Source organism: Vibrio sp. Vb1729 (genome assembly GCF_033338655.1).
GTDB classification, from domain to species: Bacteria; Pseudomonadota; Gammaproteobacteria; order Enterobacterales; family Vibrionaceae; genus Vibrio; species Vibrio alginolyticus.
In genome coordinates, this window is the sequence record NZ_JAWOTB010000012.1 from 1 (window position 1) to 16095 (window position 16095).

The following is a 16095-nucleotide window of genomic DNA, read 5'->3' on the forward strand; positions in this document are numbered from 1 at the left end:
TTTAAAATACAAAACGCCCGATGAAGTACATCGAGCGTTTTAGTTAAAAAGTGTCAACCCATATCAGGACGGGTCAGTGATTTGAGTAGCTTACTACATACCTAACGCGTATTTCAGTACTTGAGCCTTAATTGGCCCTGAGTTTTCAGCAAGCTTCAATGCAGCATTACGTACGAACTTCAATGGCCCTAGATCGTTGCTAAAACCTTTATAGAAAAAGTCCATGCCCGTCTGCATGAGTAAGTTGTCAGGTCGACGTGCGCGTTCGTATTTCGCGAGTAAGGTATCTTCCAGCTTTTCTTGTTGTTCTGTTACCGAAAGGAGAACGTCTACATCTTTGAAGCCTAAGTTTACCCCTTGCCCTGCAAGCGGGTTGATCGTATGGGCAGAGTCACCCACTAACACGCAATTTTTGCTTGAGTAGCTTTGCGCATGACGACGAGTGAGTGGGAATGAGCCAAACTGTAAAACTTCAATATCGCCTAATTCAGCAGGGAAATGACGTAAAATTTCTTCTCTTAGTTGAGGTTTACTCATCGCACACAGTTGTTTAATACGTTTAGGCGAGTCATACCAAACCAAAGAACCTTGGCCTACTACTTGACCATCGTCGTTACTCAAAGAGCACAGAGGTAAAAATGAACGTGGGCCTGAAGGTGTAAATTGTTGCCAAGTAATATCTTGCTGAGGCAATTCTGTTTTCACGTTAATCAACATGCAGTGTTGTCGGTAATCCCACGCAGTTACACCAATTCCAGCCAATTGACGAACTTTAGAGTTTGCACCATCAGCACCAATCACCCAGTTAGCTTCAAACTGCTCCCCACTTTCTAGTGTCACAAGATTTATATCTGCAAACTCAATGGCTTTTAATCGCTCAGGACACATCACGGTTAGATTTTCATGCTGAGAGAAGACTTGCCAAAGACCTAATTGGATTAGGCGGTTTTCAACGATGTAACCTAGCTGATCCAATGACAATTCATCAGAGTGAAAACGAGTACGGCACTCTGGGTGCTCCCAAGTTTCTAAGCGCCGATAAGGACAAACTCGCATGCTCTTGATCTCTGACCATGCTCCGAGTGAATCAAGTAACTCCACCGACTGGTGCGAGATTGCAGATACACGAATATCCATCGCCTGAGCGGCATCAAAAACTTTAGGTTTTGTACCTTCAACCAAGACAACGCTTCTGCCCTGCTTGGCAAATCCAACAGCGACGGCTGCCCCGACCATACCGCCACCGATCACGGCGATGTCATACTTGTTCATTTTTCACTCTTCATCGTGCTGATTAATTGGCGTTTTTTATTGTACTTTCCATGGCTATTTTTACAAAATTGTTTAACAAAAAACCTTGTTCTGCATAGGGCGAAAAACTAGATTTCATCAGGCTTTGCAGAGAATTAGCTAGATCACTAGTCAGGTGCTTTTTAAAGCAGTACAATACGCCGCTTACCGCCGTGATGGCGGCTATAATTTGAGCAATAGCTCTCCGATTTAAGTACAACTGAACGAGCGAAAGTGAGATGAGTAAGAAACTGCTAATTAAAACCTGGGGCTGCCAGATGAACGAATACGATTCATCAAAAATGGCCGACCTGCTTAATGCTGCAAACGGCTACGAGCTGACGGAAGAGCCAGAGGAAGCAGACGTACTTCTACTTAACACCTGTTCGATCCGTGAAAAAGCGCAAGAGAAAGTTTTCCACCAGTTAGGCCGCTGGAAAACACTAAAAGATAAAAAACCTGGCGTAGTTATCGGTGTAGGTGGTTGTGTAGCAACGCAAGAAGGTGACCATATTCGTGAACGTGCACCATACGTTGACGTTATTTTTGGCCCACAAACTTTGCACCGCCTACCTGAGATGATCAAACAATCTCAGTCCGATGATGCACCAGTTATGGACATTTCGTTCCCAGAGATCGAAAAATTCGACCGCCTACCTGAACCTCGCGCTGAAGGTGCGACAGCATTCGTTTCTATTATGGAAGGCTGCTCTAAGTACTGTACTTACTGTGTCGTACCGTACACTCGTGGTGAAGAAGTAAGCCGTCCAATGGATGACGTACTGTTCGAAATCGCCCAACTTGCTGAACAAGGCGTACGTGAAGTAAACCTTCTGGGTCAAAACGTAAACGCGTACCGTGGTCCTATGCACGATGGTGAGATCTGTTCATTTGCAGAGCTGCTTCGTTTGGTTGCGTCTATCGATGGTATCGACCGTATTCGTTTCACGACGAGCCACCCGTTAGAATTCACAGACGACATCATCGCAGTATACGAAGATACGCCAGAACTTGTGAGCTTCCTGCACTTACCTGTGCAAAGTGGTAGTGACCGTATCCTAACGATGATGAAACGCCCTCACACCGCTATCGAATACAAATCGATCATCCGTAAACTGCGTAAAGCTCGTCCTGATATCCAAATCAGTTCAGACTTTATTGTTGGTTTCCCTGGTGAGACAGACAAAGACTTCCAAGACACCATGAAGCTAATCAAAGATGTAGACTTTGACATGAGCTTCAGCTTTATTTTCTCTCCACGTCCAGGTACGCCAGCAGCGGATTACCCTTGTGATGTGTCAGAACAAGTGAAGAAAGAGCGCCTTTACGAACTACAGCAAACTATCAATGCTCAAGCGATGCGTTACTCTCGCTTAATGCTTGGCACAGAACAACGTGTTCTAGTTGAAGGTCCTTCGAAGAAAAACCTAATGGAACTACGCGCTCGTACAGAAAACAACCGTGTAGTAAACTTTGAAGGTAGTGCAGACCTAATTGGTCAGTTCGTTGATGTGAAGATCGTAGACGTATTTGCAAACTCACTGCGTGGTGAGCTAGTACGTACTGAAAAAGACATGGATCTTCGTAGTGTGATTTCCCCAACGCAGATGATGGCGAAAACACGTCGCGAAGATGAGCTGGGTGTAGCTACTTTTACGCCGTAAGCTCGTATAAATAGCCATAGAGAGCCTGGTCGTTATCAGGCTCTCACTAAGTGGCAAAAAATGAGAGGCAACATTGAGCAATAAAATCGTAACTCTAGAAATTAACCTAGAACCTTCAGACAACCGCCGACTAGCTAGCCTGTGCGGTCCATTCGATGACAACATCAAGCATTTAGAACGTCGTCTAGGCGTTGAAATTAACCACCGTAGTGACCACTTTACGATTGTCGGTAAACCTCATACCGCATCAGCTGCGCTGGATATCCTGAAAACTCTATATGTTGATACCGCACCTGTACGAGGTGAGATCCCAGATATTGAGCCTGAGCAAATCCATCTAGCGATCAAAGAGTCTGGTGTTCTTGAGCAGAATACTGAGTCTAACATCGAGCATGGTAAAGAAGTCTTCGTCAAAACCAAGAAAGGTGTGATCAAACCACGTACGCCAAACCAAGCGCAGTACTTGGTTAACATGGTCACGCATGATATTTCTTTTGGTATTGGCCCTGCTGGTACAGGTAAAACCTACCTTGCTGTAGCAGCAGCTGTTGACGCACTAGAGCGCCAAGAGATCCGCCGTATTCTACTTACTCGTCCAGCGGTTGAAGCTGGTGAGAAATTGGGCTTCCTGCCTGGTGATTTAAGCCAGAAAGTCGACCCATACCTACGTCCGCTATACGACGCCCTATTTGAAATGCTGGGCTTTGAGCGCGTAGAGAAGCTGATTGAACGTAACGTGATTGAGGTCGCCCCTCTTGCTTACATGCGTGGTCGTACTCTAAACGACGCCTTCATCATTCTTGATGAGAGTCAGAACACCACTGTTGAGCAGATGAAGATGTTCCTAACGCGTATTGGTTTTAACTCTCGCGCGGTTATCACTGGTGATGTCACGCAGATTGACTTACCTCGTGGTGCTAAATCGGGTCTTCGTCATGCTATTGAAGTACTAAGCGAAGTTGACGACATCAGCTTTAACTTCTTCTTAGCCGACGACGTTGTACGTCACCCTGTGGTTGCTCGTATCGTTAACGCGTACGAGAAGTGGGAAGCGCAAGACCAGAAAGAGCGTAAAGAGTTCGAGAAACGCCGTCGTGAAGAACGCGATGCGAAGTTACTAGAAGCAGCAAAGGCCGAACTGAATGCACAAGTTGCTTCAACTAAGGAATAATCATGGCGATTGAACTTGATCTGCAACTGGCAGTCGAAAATGAAGAAGGTCTGCCTTCGCAGCAAGATTTCCAATTGTGGCTAGATAAGACAATTCCTCTCTTCCAGCCACAAGCCGAAGTCACCATTCGTATTGTTGATGAACAAGAAAGTCATACGCTCAATCATGAGTATCGCGGCAAAGATAAACCAACTAATGTGTTGTCGTTTCCATTTGAAGCACCTCCTGGTATGGAAATAGATTTACTTGGTGATTTGATTATTTGCCGCCAAGTTGTTGAAAAAGAGGCGGTTGAACAGAGCAAGCCTCTGCTAGCACATTGGGCGCATATGGTTGTACATGGCAGCTTGCATCTGCTAGGTTATGATCATATAGAGGATGACGAAGCCGAAGAGATGGAGTCCCTCGAAACCGAAATCATGCAAGGTATGGGTTATGAAGATCCTTACATTGCTGAAAAAGAGTAGCTATTGGCCACTCGACAGGGAAAGGCGAACCACCTAAATGACTCTCGTGTTCGCCTCTCTATGTGTGCTATCACACTTCTGATAGCGTTACTTAATTGAGAAACAATGAACGAAGATAATTCTCCCTCTTCTAACGAAGATAAGAAAGAAAAGGCAGAAGGTCCGAGTAGAAAGTCCTTCTTTGAACGTCTAGGTCAACTATTTCAGGGCGAACCAAAAGATCGCCAAGAGCTTGTGGATGTTATCCGCGACTCTGAAGTTAACGACCTGATTGACCATGACACTCGCGATATGCTCGAAGGTGTTATGGAAATCTCCGAAATGCGTGTGCGTGACATTATGATCCCGCGTTCGCAAATGGTTACCGTTGAGCGTACTCACGACCTTGATACCTTGGTTGCTTTGATTACCGATGCTCAACACTCTCGCTACCCTGTGATCAGCGAAGATAAAGACCATGTGGAAGGCATACTTCTAGCGAAGGACTTACTTAAATACTTAGGCTCAGGCAGTAATCCATTTGATATCGAAGAAGTCATTCGACCAGCGGTTGTGGTACCGGAAAGTAAACGCGTTGATCGACTGCTGAAAGAATTCCGTGAAGAACGTTATCATATGGCCATTGTTGTCGATGAATTCGGTGGTGTTTCTGGTCTTGTGACCATTGAAGATATCCTTGAGGAAATCGTCGGGGATATTGAAGATGAATTCGATGAAAGTGAAGAGACGGACATTCGTAAGCTGAGCAAGCATACGTTTGCTGTCAGAGCGCTGACAACCATCGAAGAGTTTAATGAGACATTCGGAACCAACTTCAGCGATGAGGAAGTTGATACCGTTGGTGGTATGGTCATGACTGCCTTTGGTCACTTACCTTCTCGTGGTGAACTGGTTGAAATTGAAGGCTACAACTTCAAAGTCACCGCTGCCGATAACCGTCGTGTCATTCAACTCCAAGTGACGATCCCAGACGAAGAAACCCTGGTTGAAGCCACTCAAGAGTAACGCGATACCCATTGGGAATCTCAGAAAATTACAATGATGAATGAACTCTTTCATCGCCTTAAGCGGCCCTTAGTGGCCGCTTTTGTTGGCGCCTCTACTACACTCGCTTTCGCTCCTTACCAGCTGTGGCCTATTGCCATTCTTAGCCCTGCAATTCTACTGATTCTTCTTGCTAACCAAACTCCGAAACGCGCACTATGGATTGGTTATGCTTGGGGGTTAGGTCAATTTGCAACTGGCGTTAGCTGGGTTTACGTCAGTATCTCCGGTTTTGGCGGTATGCCGCTCATTGCCAATTTATTTTTAATGGGCTTGCTTGTTGCCTACTTGGCTGTTTATTCAGGCTTATTTGCTTGGCTCAACAACAAGCTGTTTCCTCAATTTACGCTCACAAAAGCACTTCTCGCTGCACCTGCTTTATGGCTGATCAGTGATTGGTTACGTGGTTGGGTGATGACTGGATTCCCTTGGTTATGGCTAGGCTATAGCCAGATAGATGCTCCACTCGCAAGCTTTGCACCAATTGGCGGCGTAGAACTGCTTACTCTATTTATCCTTATCAGCGCAGGGGCGTTAGCCTATGCATGGATTCATAAGCAGTGGCTGATGGTGATTATCCCTGCGGTACTACTCAGTACTGGCTTTGGGATTCGCAACTACGATTGGGTAACACCCCGACCAGAAGACACGACTAAGCTCGCACTGATTCAAGGTAACGTAGACCAAAACCTAAAGTGGCTACCAAGTCAACGCTGGCCAACCATCATGAAATATGCTGACTTAACTCGTGAAAACTGGGACGCTGACATTATCGTTTGGCCAGAAGCAGCAATTCCCGCTTTTGAAATTGAAGTGCCTTCATTTTTGAGCAATATCGACAGCGCTGCAAAAATGAATAACAGCGCAATCATCACCGGTGTCGTCAACCAAGCTGAAGACCGACAGTTCTACAACAGTATTCTGTCCCTCGGCATCACACCATACGGTGACTACAGCTTCGATTTAAGCGAACGTTACCATAAGCATCACCTACTACCGTTTGGTGAGTTTGTACCATTTGAAGATATTTTGCGCCCATTAGCGCCATTCTTTAACCTACCGATGTCGTCGTTTAGCCGTGGGGCTTTTGTGCAGCCAAACATCGTTGCGAATGGCATGCACATGGCACCAGCGCTTTGCTATGAGATCATCTTTAATGAGCAAGTGCGTCAAAATGTGACTGACGAAACAGACTTCATTCTAACGCTTTCAAATGATGCATGGTTTGGTCACTCTATCGGTCCTCTTCAGCATATGGAGATCGCCCGTATGCGTGCCTTAGAGTTAGGTAAACCGCTCATCCGCTCGACTAACAACGGATTAACAGCGGTAACCGATCACAAAGGTAAAATCGTTGAGCAAGTACCGCAGTTTGAAACTGCAGTACTGCGCGCAGAGCTCACCCCAACCAATGGACAAACGCCATATCGAGTCCTTGGTACTTGGCCATTGTATATTTGGGTTGGGTTAAGTTTAGCGCTGGCTTTCGGCTTAAGAAGAAAACAGAGCTGATAACAGCTTGAAAGTAGAAAAGACAAAAAAGAGGCGACTAAGCCTCTTTTTTATTCATAGCATTATACTGTCGTTACGCGCCATTTATGGCTTTAATGACTGACGAGTAAAGCCTTTGTGACCACATTTAATACACGGAATGATTACAGTTGGGTGGTTATACGTTGTCTTGTGACCACACTCATCACAGACTAAAGTGCCTAAGCCTATCACCTCTCCTGCTTCATATAGCCCTTGATGCTCTAAGTCATCGAACAACTCAACCCACTCAACTTTAGTTCGGTCAGTAATCTCTAACAGCCCTTGCCATATCGAGTCCGCAATCGTTAAGTAAAACGGGCCGCTTTTGCTATCCTCGTAACTCTCTGAAAACTCTTTTAAGTCTGCTTTAAGGTACGCTTTGATTAAAGCCAATTCATCTTTGGTCAAGTCATTAGCAGCATCCACCACTTTGCCCGACGTCTCAATCGCTTTGTTAACTTCTTCCGGACTGTGCTTCAAGGTTTCAATCACATCCTCGAGCATTTCCTCATAACCTGTTTTACGTTTAGGCATAACTGACCTCCATCTTTCTCCTACCTGCGTCACTTAAGGGCGCATGGGTACAGATTGGCTATTGTTGTGATCCCTAGCTTTAGGTATTCTATGACGATCTATTTAAGTCTGTTCTAACCGAACTCACAAATTCCAAGATAACGGATACCATCGATGCAAGAACAATACAACCCACAAGATATTGAACAAAAAGTTCAAAAGCACTGGGATGACAACAAAACCTTTGTTGTAAGTGAAGACCCAAATAAAGAAAAATTCTACTGTCTGTCCATGTTCCCATACCCAAGTGGTCGACTGCACATGGGTCACGTGCGCAACTACACTATCGGTGATGTAGTATCTCGTTTCCAACGCCTACAAGGTAAAAACGTGATGCAACCAATCGGTTGGGACGCATTCGGTCTACCTGCAGAAAACGCAGCAGTAAAAAACAAAACTGCGCCAGCACCTTGGACTTACGAAAACATCGAATACATGAAGAACCAACTTAAGCTTCTAGGCTTTGGTTACGATTGGAACCGTGAATTCGCAACATGTACACCGGAGTACTACCGCTGGGAACAAGAGTTCTTCACTAAACTTTACGAGAAAGGTTTAGTTTACAAAAAGACTTCTTCTGTTAACTGGTGTCCTAACGACCAAACTGTTCTTGCAAACGAGCAGGTTGAAGACGGTTGTTGCTGGCGTTGTGATACGCCTGTAGAGCAAAAAGAAATCCCTCAATGGTTCATCAAAATCACTGAATACGCTCAAGAGCTACTAGACGACCTAGACAAGCTTGAAGGTTGGCCTGAAATGGTGAAAACCATGCAGCGCAACTGGATTGGCCGCTCTGAAGGCGTTGAGCTGAAGTTTGAAGTTAAGGGTCAACAAGACCTAGAAGTTTACACAACACGTCCAGATACGCTAATGGGTGTGACTTACGTGGGCATCGCAGCCGGCCACCCTCTTGCAGCTCTTGCTGCAGAGAACAACCCAGAGCTTGCAGCGTTTATCGACGAATGTAAGAACAACAAGGTTGCAGAAGCTGAGCTAGCGACAATGGAGAAGAAAGGTATGGCTACTGGCCTTACTGCTATTCATCCATTGAACGGCCGTGAAGTTCCTGTTTACGTAGCAAACTTCGTACTGATGGACTACGGTACAGGCGCGGTAATGGCAGTACCTGCACACGACCAACGTGACTACGAGTTCGCAACGAAGTACGGTCTAGACATCGTGCCTGTTATCAAGCCTGCTGATGGCAGCGAGCTAGACATTTCTGAAGCGGCATACACAGAGAAAGGCGTACTGTTCGATTCTGGTGAATTCGACGGCCTAGAATTCCAAGCGGCGTTCGATGCAATTGCAGCGAAGCTAGAAGCAGAAGGCAAAGGCACTAAGACTGTAAACTTCCGTCTACGCGACTGGGGTGTATCTCGTCAACGTTACTGGGGCGCACCAATCCCAATGGTAACGACTGAAGACGGTGAAGTTCACCCAGTACCTGCTGACCAACTACCAGTGATTCTTCCAGAAGACGTGGTAATGGACGGCGTAACTAGCCCAATCAAAGCAGACAAAGAGTGGGCGAAGACAACCTTTAACGGCGAACCTGCTCTACGTGAGACAGATACGTTCGATACGTTCATGGAATCTTCTTGGTACTACGCGCGTTACTGTTCACCACAAGCGGACGACATCCTAGACCCAGAAAAAGCAAACTACTGGCTACCAGTAGATCAATACATCGGTGGTATCGAGCACGCTTGTATGCACCTACTGTACTCACGCTTCTTCCACAAACTACTGCGCGATGCGGGTTACGTAACGTCTGACGAACCGTTCAAGCAACTACTGTGTCAAGGCATGGTACTGGCTGATGCGTTCTACTTCGAGAACGAGAAAGGCGGCAAAGAGTGGGTAGCTCCAACAGACGTAGCCGTTGAACGTGATGGTAAAGGCCGCATAACTTCTGCTAAAGACACTGAAGGTCGTGATGTAACGCACTCAGGCATGATCAAGATGTCTAAGTCTAAGAACAACGGTATCGACCCTCAAGAAATGGTAGACAAGTACGGCGCAGACACAGTACGTCTATTCATGATGTTCGCGTCTCCAGCGGACATGACACTTGAATGGCAAGAGTCTGGCGTAGAAGGTGCGAACCGCTTCCTAAAACGTGTTTGGAAACTAGTGAAAGAGCACACAGCGAAAGGCGCAGCAGAAGCAGTAGATACCGCAGCGCTTTCTGGTGATCAAAAAGCACTTCGCCGCGACGTTCACAAGACTATCGCGAAAGTGACGGACGATATCGCTCGTCGTCAAACATTCAACACCGCGATCGCTGCGATCATGGAGCTGATGAACAAACTAGCGAAAGCGCCTCAAGAATCTGCGCAAGATCGTGCAATCCTTGACGAAGCACTGAAAGCTATTGTTGTCATGCTTTACCCTATCACTCCGCATATCTCATACGAGCTATGGGCAGCACTAGGTGAAACAGACATTGATAACGCGGCATGGCCGACGTTTGACGAAAAAGCGCTAGTTGAAGACGAAAAAACTATCGTTGTTCAAGTTAACGGTAAGCTACGTGCGAAGCTAACAGTCCCAGCTGATATCTCTAAAGACGATATCGAACAGCTTGGTCTAAACGACGAAAACGTGGTTAAGTTCACTGATGGCCTGACTATTCGTAAAGTCATTTACGTTCCAGGTAAACTGCTGAACATCGTTGCAAACTAATCACAGCTGTCAATTTGTCTCTGTGTAGCGAACTTATTTGTTAACCAAGAGTCATTAAACAGGGTAGTTAGCTACCCTGTTTATTTACCTCAAACCATTCACATGAGTGGTTTAAGGTAAATAACCCCTTCAATTTAGGATGAATACAATCAATGCGCTTTTTCTCTTTGATTAAACTACCAGTGGTATTGGTATTAGCGGGGCTTCTTTCTGCCTGTGGTTTTCACCTTCGCGGCGAGTATTCCGTACCGGAAGAGCTGCACACTATGTCTTTCTCCAGCTACGATGAATACAGTGAATTAACTCGCTATGTTCGCTCTCAACTCGAACTGAACAAAGTTGAACTTGTTCAACCATCATCGACGGTACCCAACCTTCATTTGACGGAAGCGACAATCGATGAGCGTACACTATCGCTTTATCAAAATAGCCGTGCAGCAGAAAAAGAGCTGACATACGTAGTAAAATACCGTGTGACAATTCCTGGCTATGGTTCTAAAAACTTTACGACAACAGTAAACCGCAACTACCTAGACAACCCGTTGACCGCACTTGCAAAATCTGTTGAGCGTGACGTAATTGAAGACGAGATGCGCTTGCAAGCTGCAAAACAGATGATGCGCCAGTTGGGCCGTATTCGTGCCGAATATGAAGCAGGACAAATCTCTGAGCCAGCGAACAAAAACTCTTAGTCACTATGCGAATTTATGCCGATAAGCTAACGGATCATTTAACTAAACAAGTTAAACAGGTTTACTTAATCTTTGGTAATGAGCCGTTACTGATTCAAGAAAGCCGCCAAGCCATCCAAAAGGCAGCGTTTCAGCAAGGTTTTGAGGAAAAACACCGTTTTGCGGTGGATGCTAGCATCGACTGGAACCAAGTTTACGACTGTTTCCAAGCGATGAGCCTGTTCTCAAACCGTCAATTGATCGAGCTTGAAATTCCAGAGAGTGGCGTGACAACCGCCGTCAGCAAAGAGCTGCAAACACTGTGTGATATGCTGCATGATGACATCATGCTCGTCATTGTTGGTAGCAAACTGACCAAAGCCCAAGAAAATGCGAAATGGTTCAAAGCATTAAGCTCAAAAGGCGACTGGGTAAGCTGTTTGTCGCCAGATCTACAACGCTTACCTATGTTCATTCAGGCACGTTGCCGCACGTTGGGCCTAAAACCCGATCAACAATCACTGCAAATGTTGGCTCAATGGCATGAAGGTAACCTATTTGCATTGACACAAAGCTTAGAGAAATTGGCCCTACTCTACCCGGATGGTGAGCTGACCATCATACGTTTAGAGGAAGCCCTAAGTCGCCATAACCACTTCACTACCTTTAACTGGATCGACGCCTTACTGGCAGGTAAAGCAAACCGTGCACAACGTATTCTTCGCCAACTTGAGGCGGAAGGGGTTGAGACCGTGATCTTGATTCGAAGTGTACAAAAAGAGTTGAGCCAACTTTTAAATATGCATCAAGACTTAACTCAAATGGGAATGAACCAGGTATTTGAGAAATATCGAGTTTGGCAAAACAAGCGTCCACTCTATAACGCAGCACTGGCCCGCTTATCAGCGAGTCGTATTTGTGCATTGCTCTCCTTGTTGGCTCAAGCCGAGATAAAAGCCAAAACTCAGTATGACGAGTCTGTATGGCCAACTATTCATCAGTTGAGCTTAGAAACCTGCTCTCCTGATATTAAGCTGGCAATTTAAAAATCAAAGCGTGATATAGTGCGCGACCTGTTTTGCAAGCAAGAATGTAAAACACTGTAGAGATAAGAGACAAACCGAGGAAAACCGAGTGCTTCGCGAAGAACTGAAAGACTTTTTAGCTGATAAAGCCGACGACATGAAAGCGGAAGACATTATCGTCCTAAATGTGGAAGATAAATCAAGCGTGACAGATTACATGATCATCTGTACTGGTACATCCAAACGCCACGTTTCATCCATCGCTGACCATGTTGCAACAGAGGTGAAAAAAGCCGGTCTTGAGCCACTAGGAATGGAAGGTGAAAACGAAGGTGAATGGGTAGTCCTTGATATGGGCGACGCCATGCTTCACGTGATGCAAGAAGAGCACCGCGAACTCTACCAGCTAGAAAAACTCTGGGGTTAATCTTTTGAAAATTCAACTAATTGCTGTTGGCACAAAAATGCCAAAATGGGTTGAGGAAGGCTTTCAAGAATATCGTCGCCGTTTCCCGCATGATATGCCGTTGGAGTTGATTGAAATCTCTGCTGGCAAGCGTGGTAAGAATGCCGATATCGCTCGCATCCTGCAAAAAGAAGGGGAAGCGATGCTCGCTGCGGTACCAAAAGGCAACCGTATCGTCACGTTAGATATCCCAGGTAAAAAATGGGACACTCCTCAACTCGCTGAGCAGTTAGAAGCTTGGAAATTAGATGGCCGTGATGTATCAATATTAATCGGCGGTCCTGAAGGACTCGCTCCTGCATGCAAAGCTGCAGCAGACCAAAGCTGGTCATTGTCTGCCTTAACGCTACCCCACCCTCTAGTGCGTATCGTAATGGCAGAAAGCTTGTACCGAGCGTGGAGCATCACCGCTAACCACCCTTATCATCGCGAATAATCATTGTTTAACTTTAGAGCCAAGCGTTAATGATTCGTAAACGCCGCAGTCAAATCCGAGATTATCAAGCCGAAGCGCGTCTGTTTGCCAGCCGCGCTATTGTTGCTTTTATCGGCATTGTTGTCTTGATGGGAGCTCTGGTTGCCAACATGTACAACATTCAGGTGAACCAGTTTCAAGACTATCAAACCCGCTCGAACGATAACCGCATCAAAGTGGTGCCTATCGCGCCTAACCGAGGTCTAATTTATGACCGAAATGGCGTTTTACTGGCAGAGAACCGTCCCGTCTTTAACTTAGAACTGACCCCAGAAAAAATTAAAGACATTGATGCAACCATCCAAGAATTACAAACTATTCTGGAAATTACACCAGACCAGATTGAACGTTTCCACCACGAGCGTAAACGGACTCGTCGATTTAAATCGGTCCCACTGCTTACCCAACTGAACGAAAAACAAGTAGCGGTATTCTCCGTCAATCAGTACCGCTTTCCAGGTGTGGAAATAAGTGCGACCTTAAAGCGCTACTACCCTTTCAGCGAAGTCTTAACCCACGTGATTGGGTATGTTTCTCGAATTAATGATCGCGACATGCAACGCCTGATCCGAGAAGAAAAAGACGCAAACTATCAAGCCACTCGCGACATTGGTAAGCTGGGTATTGAAAAATACTACGAAGACCTCTTACACGGTACAGCCGGATATCAAGAAGTCGAGGTAAACAGCCGCGGCCGAGTAATTCGTACCTTAAAGTACGTTCCACCTGTACCCGGAAAAGACATCGTTTTAAACCTTGATATCAACTTGCAGTTGTACGTACACCAATTGTTGGACGGCCGCCGAGGCAGTGCTGTAGTAATCGATCCTAGAGACAACGGCGTACTGGCTATGGTTTCAAGCCCTAGCTACGATCCTAACTCGTTCGTGCACGGAATCTCAGGTAAAGATTATCGCGCCCTTTTGAACGATAAAAACCGTCCTTTGGTCAACCGCACTACACTTGGCATTTACCCTCCGGCCTCTACCATCAAACCATTTATGGCGGTAGCCGCGCTGCAAGAAGGTGTCGTCACACCTAACACCACACGAAATGATCCTGGTTATTGGCGCATACCAAACTCTAACACACGTCCGTTCCGGGACTGGTTGCGTTGGGGACACGGACGCGTCGATATCATTAAGTCGATCGAAGAGTCTGTTGATACCTTCTACTATCAAATCGCTTATGACATGGGCATTGACCGTATTTCGAATTGGATGATGATGTTCGGTTTTGGTGATTACACTGGCATTGATATCTACGAAGAAAGTAAGGCGAACATGCCGACTCGTGACTGGAAAATGTCTCGCCATAAAACCCCGTGGTATAAAGGTGATACGATCCCTGTAGGTATCGGCCAAGGATATTGGACAGCAACACCAATGCAAATCGCCAAAGCAACCTCCGTATTAGTAAACGAGGGAGAAGTGATCGCACCTCACTTGCTCAAAGCGACGATAGAAAATGGTAACGACTTCGAAGAGCAGCAAACGACAGAATACGTGACTTACCCACCAATCAAGAATGTGCCTAAAAAGTACTGGGATATGGCGAAAGAAGGCATGCGTCGGGTAAACCATGGCACGCGCGGAACAGCTCGTCGCTCATTCTACAAAATGAATTATGAAACAGCGGGTAAATCAGGTACTGCACAGGTCTTCGGTCTGGGTGAAAACGAAGAGTACAACGCCGATGAGATCGCCGAGCACTTACGTGACCATGCGTTATTTACTGGCTTTGCACCATTTGATGATCCTAAAGTGGTCGTCACTGTAGTACTAGAAAATGCCGGTGGTGGTTCTAGTAACGGTGCCCCAGTAGTAAGGAAAATTTTTGACCGAGTCGTTCTTGGTCCAGAAGAAATTGAGCCTGAAAACAATGCGAAGAAAGAGGTAAAACAGTAATGAAGATGGATCCCTCTACAGGTAAAAATCGCGCCCTGTTTGAACGCTTCCATATCGACTTACCACTCCTACTTGGCATACTGGCCCTGATGGGGTTTGGCCTGGTGATCATGTACAGCGCCAGTGGCCAAAGTTTACTGATGATGGATCGCCAAGCCATGCGAATGGTGCTTTCACTCGTTGTGATGCTCGTCCTTGCACAGCTTTCTCCACGAACTTACGAAAGCTTGGCACCTTTGATGTTCGTTGGTGGCGTTATACTGCTTTTCGGCGTGCTGTTTTTCGGTGAAGCATCGAAAGGCGCGCAGCGTTGGCTTAACCTCGGTTTTGTGCGCTTTCAACCGTCAGAGCTATTGAAGCTCGCGGTGCCATTAATGGTGGCTCGCTATGTTGGTAGACAGCCCCTCCCACCAACGCTAAGAACACTCATTGTTGCACTGATTATGGTCTGCTTACCAACCATTCTCATTGCAAAACAGCCTGACTTAGGTACCTCAATCCTGATCGCGGCTTCCGGTATTTTTGTTATCTTCCTCGCAGGCATTAGCTGGAAAATAATTGCTGGTGCTGCGATTGCATTAGGTGGTTTCATTCCAATTCTGTGGTTTTTCTTGATGCGAGAGTATCAAAAAGTGAGAGTTCGTACTCTATTTAACCCGGAGTCTGATCCGCTAGGAGCGGGCTACCACATTATTCAGAGTAAAATTGCGATTGGCTCCGGCGGTATTTCCGGCAAAGGTTGGTTGCAAGGTACGCAGTCACAACTAGAATTTCTTCCTGAACGACACACTGACTTTATCTTTGCAGTAATTGCTGAAGAATGGGGTATGATTGGCTTCCTTTGCCTTTTAGCCATCTATCTATTTATTATTGGACGAGGTTTATATCTCGCCAGCCAAGCGCAAACCGCATTTGGACGAATGATGGCAGGCAGTATTGTACTCAGCTTCTTCGTGTATATTTTTGTAAATATTGGCATGGTAAGTGGCATCCTACCTGTAGTAGGTGTACCGTTGCCACTCATCAGTTATGGCGGCACATCAATGGTAACCTTGATGGCTGGTTTTGGTATTCTAATGTCGATTCATACGCACCGAAAAGCATTCTCTAAGGCGACCTAG

General features: G+C 46.0%; 14 protein-coding genes. 12 read left to right on the forward strand and 2 right to left on the reverse strand.

Annotation, left to right across the window (positions count from 1 at the left end):
- Nucleotides 1–93: 93 nt before the first annotated feature.
- Nucleotides 94–1272, reverse strand: coding sequence for a 2-octaprenyl-3-methyl-6-methoxy-1,4-benzoquinol hydroxylase (locus R7E29_RS08435; protein ID WP_025768908.1), 1179 nt, complete (start codon nucleotides 1270–1272; stop codon nucleotides 94–96).
- Nucleotides 1273–1529: 257 nt separating this feature from the next.
- On the opposite strand from R7E29_RS08435, the gene miaB reads away from it, so the two are divergent.
- The 5 genes from miaB (at nucleotide 1530) to lnt (ending at nucleotide 7148) form a co-directional block, all read left to right on the forward strand.
- The gene (gene miaB / locus R7E29_RS08440) at nucleotides 1530–2954 is read left to right on the forward strand and encodes a tRNA (N6-isopentenyl adenosine(37)-C2)-methylthiotransferase MiaB (protein WP_005373038.1); all 1425 of its coding nucleotides are present in this window, start codon (nucleotides 1530–1532) and stop codon (nucleotides 2952–2954) included.
- 73 nt (nucleotides 2955–3027) lie between these two features.
- Nucleotides 3028–4125 (forward strand): PhoH family protein, encoded by a 1098-nt coding sequence (locus R7E29_RS08445; protein ID WP_005373033.1) that lies wholly within the window; start codon nucleotides 3028–3030, stop codon nucleotides 4123–4125.
- 2 nt (nucleotides 4126–4127) lie between these two features.
- Nucleotides 4128–4592 (forward strand): rRNA maturation RNase YbeY, encoded by a 465-nt coding sequence (ybeY, locus tag R7E29_RS08450; RefSeq protein WP_005373030.1) that lies wholly within the window; start codon nucleotides 4128–4130, stop codon nucleotides 4590–4592.
- A 105-nt stretch (nucleotides 4593–4697) separates the two neighbouring features.
- On the forward strand, nucleotides 4698–5597 hold the full coding sequence (corC, locus tag R7E29_RS08455; protein ID WP_005384118.1) for a CNNM family magnesium/cobalt transport protein CorC: 900 nt from the start codon (nucleotides 4698–4700) through the stop codon (nucleotides 5595–5597).
- Nucleotides 5598–5630: 33 nt separating this feature from the next.
- Nucleotides 5631–7148, forward strand: coding sequence for an apolipoprotein N-acyltransferase (gene lnt / locus R7E29_RS08460; protein ID WP_054576929.1), 1518 nt, complete (start codon nucleotides 5631–5633; stop codon nucleotides 7146–7148).
- Between the two features lie 84 nt (nucleotides 7149–7232).
- Here the strand turns inward: lnt and R7E29_RS08465 are convergent, their stop codons facing one another.
- A complete protein-coding gene (locus tag R7E29_RS08465; protein WP_005373024.1) occupies nucleotides 7233–7703 on the reverse strand; it encodes a zinc ribbon-containing protein in 471 nt (156 codons plus the stop codon).
- Between the two features lie 153 nt (nucleotides 7704–7856).
- Here R7E29_RS08465 and leuS point away from each other — a divergent pair, with 153 nt between their 5' ends.
- The 7 genes from leuS to rodA all read left to right on the forward strand — a co-directional run bounded on the left by leuS (nucleotide 7857) and on the right by rodA (nucleotide 16095).
- On the forward strand, nucleotides 7857–10430 hold the full coding sequence (gene leuS, locus R7E29_RS08470) for a leucine--tRNA ligase (RefSeq protein ID WP_005391313.1): 2574 nt from the start codon (nucleotides 7857–7859) through the stop codon (nucleotides 10428–10430).
- 152 nt (nucleotides 10431–10582) lie between these two features.
- Nucleotides 10583–11122: an LPS assembly lipoprotein LptE gene (lptE, locus tag R7E29_RS08475; protein ID WP_005384122.1), complete on the forward strand. Its 540-nt coding sequence runs from the start codon at nucleotides 10583–10585 to the stop codon at nucleotides 11120–11122.
- 5 nt (nucleotides 11123–11127) lie between these two features.
- Entirely contained in the window at nucleotides 11128–12147 is a 1020-nt protein-coding gene (gene holA, locus R7E29_RS08480) for a DNA polymerase III subunit delta (protein ID WP_054576930.1), read from the forward strand.
- Nucleotides 12148–12235: 88 nt separating this feature from the next.
- Nucleotides 12236–12553: a ribosome silencing factor gene (rsfS, locus tag R7E29_RS08485; protein WP_005373015.1), complete on the forward strand. Its 318-nt coding sequence runs from the start codon at nucleotides 12236–12238 to the stop codon at nucleotides 12551–12553.
- A gap of 4 nt (nucleotides 12554–12557) precedes the next feature.
- Nucleotides 12558–13028, forward strand: coding sequence for a 23S rRNA (pseudouridine(1915)-N(3))-methyltransferase RlmH (rlmH, locus tag R7E29_RS08490; protein WP_017821762.1), 471 nt, complete (start codon nucleotides 12558–12560; stop codon nucleotides 13026–13028).
- A 29-nt stretch (nucleotides 13029–13057) separates the two neighbouring features.
- Nucleotides 13058–14974 (forward strand): penicillin-binding protein 2, encoded by a 1917-nt coding sequence (gene mrdA / locus R7E29_RS08495; protein WP_005384126.1) that lies wholly within the window; start codon nucleotides 13058–13060, stop codon nucleotides 14972–14974.
- Entirely contained in the window at nucleotides 14974–16095 is a 1122-nt protein-coding gene (gene rodA, locus R7E29_RS08500; protein WP_005384128.1) for a rod shape-determining protein RodA, read from the forward strand. The genes mrdA and rodA overlap by 1 nt, the downstream gene beginning before the upstream one ends.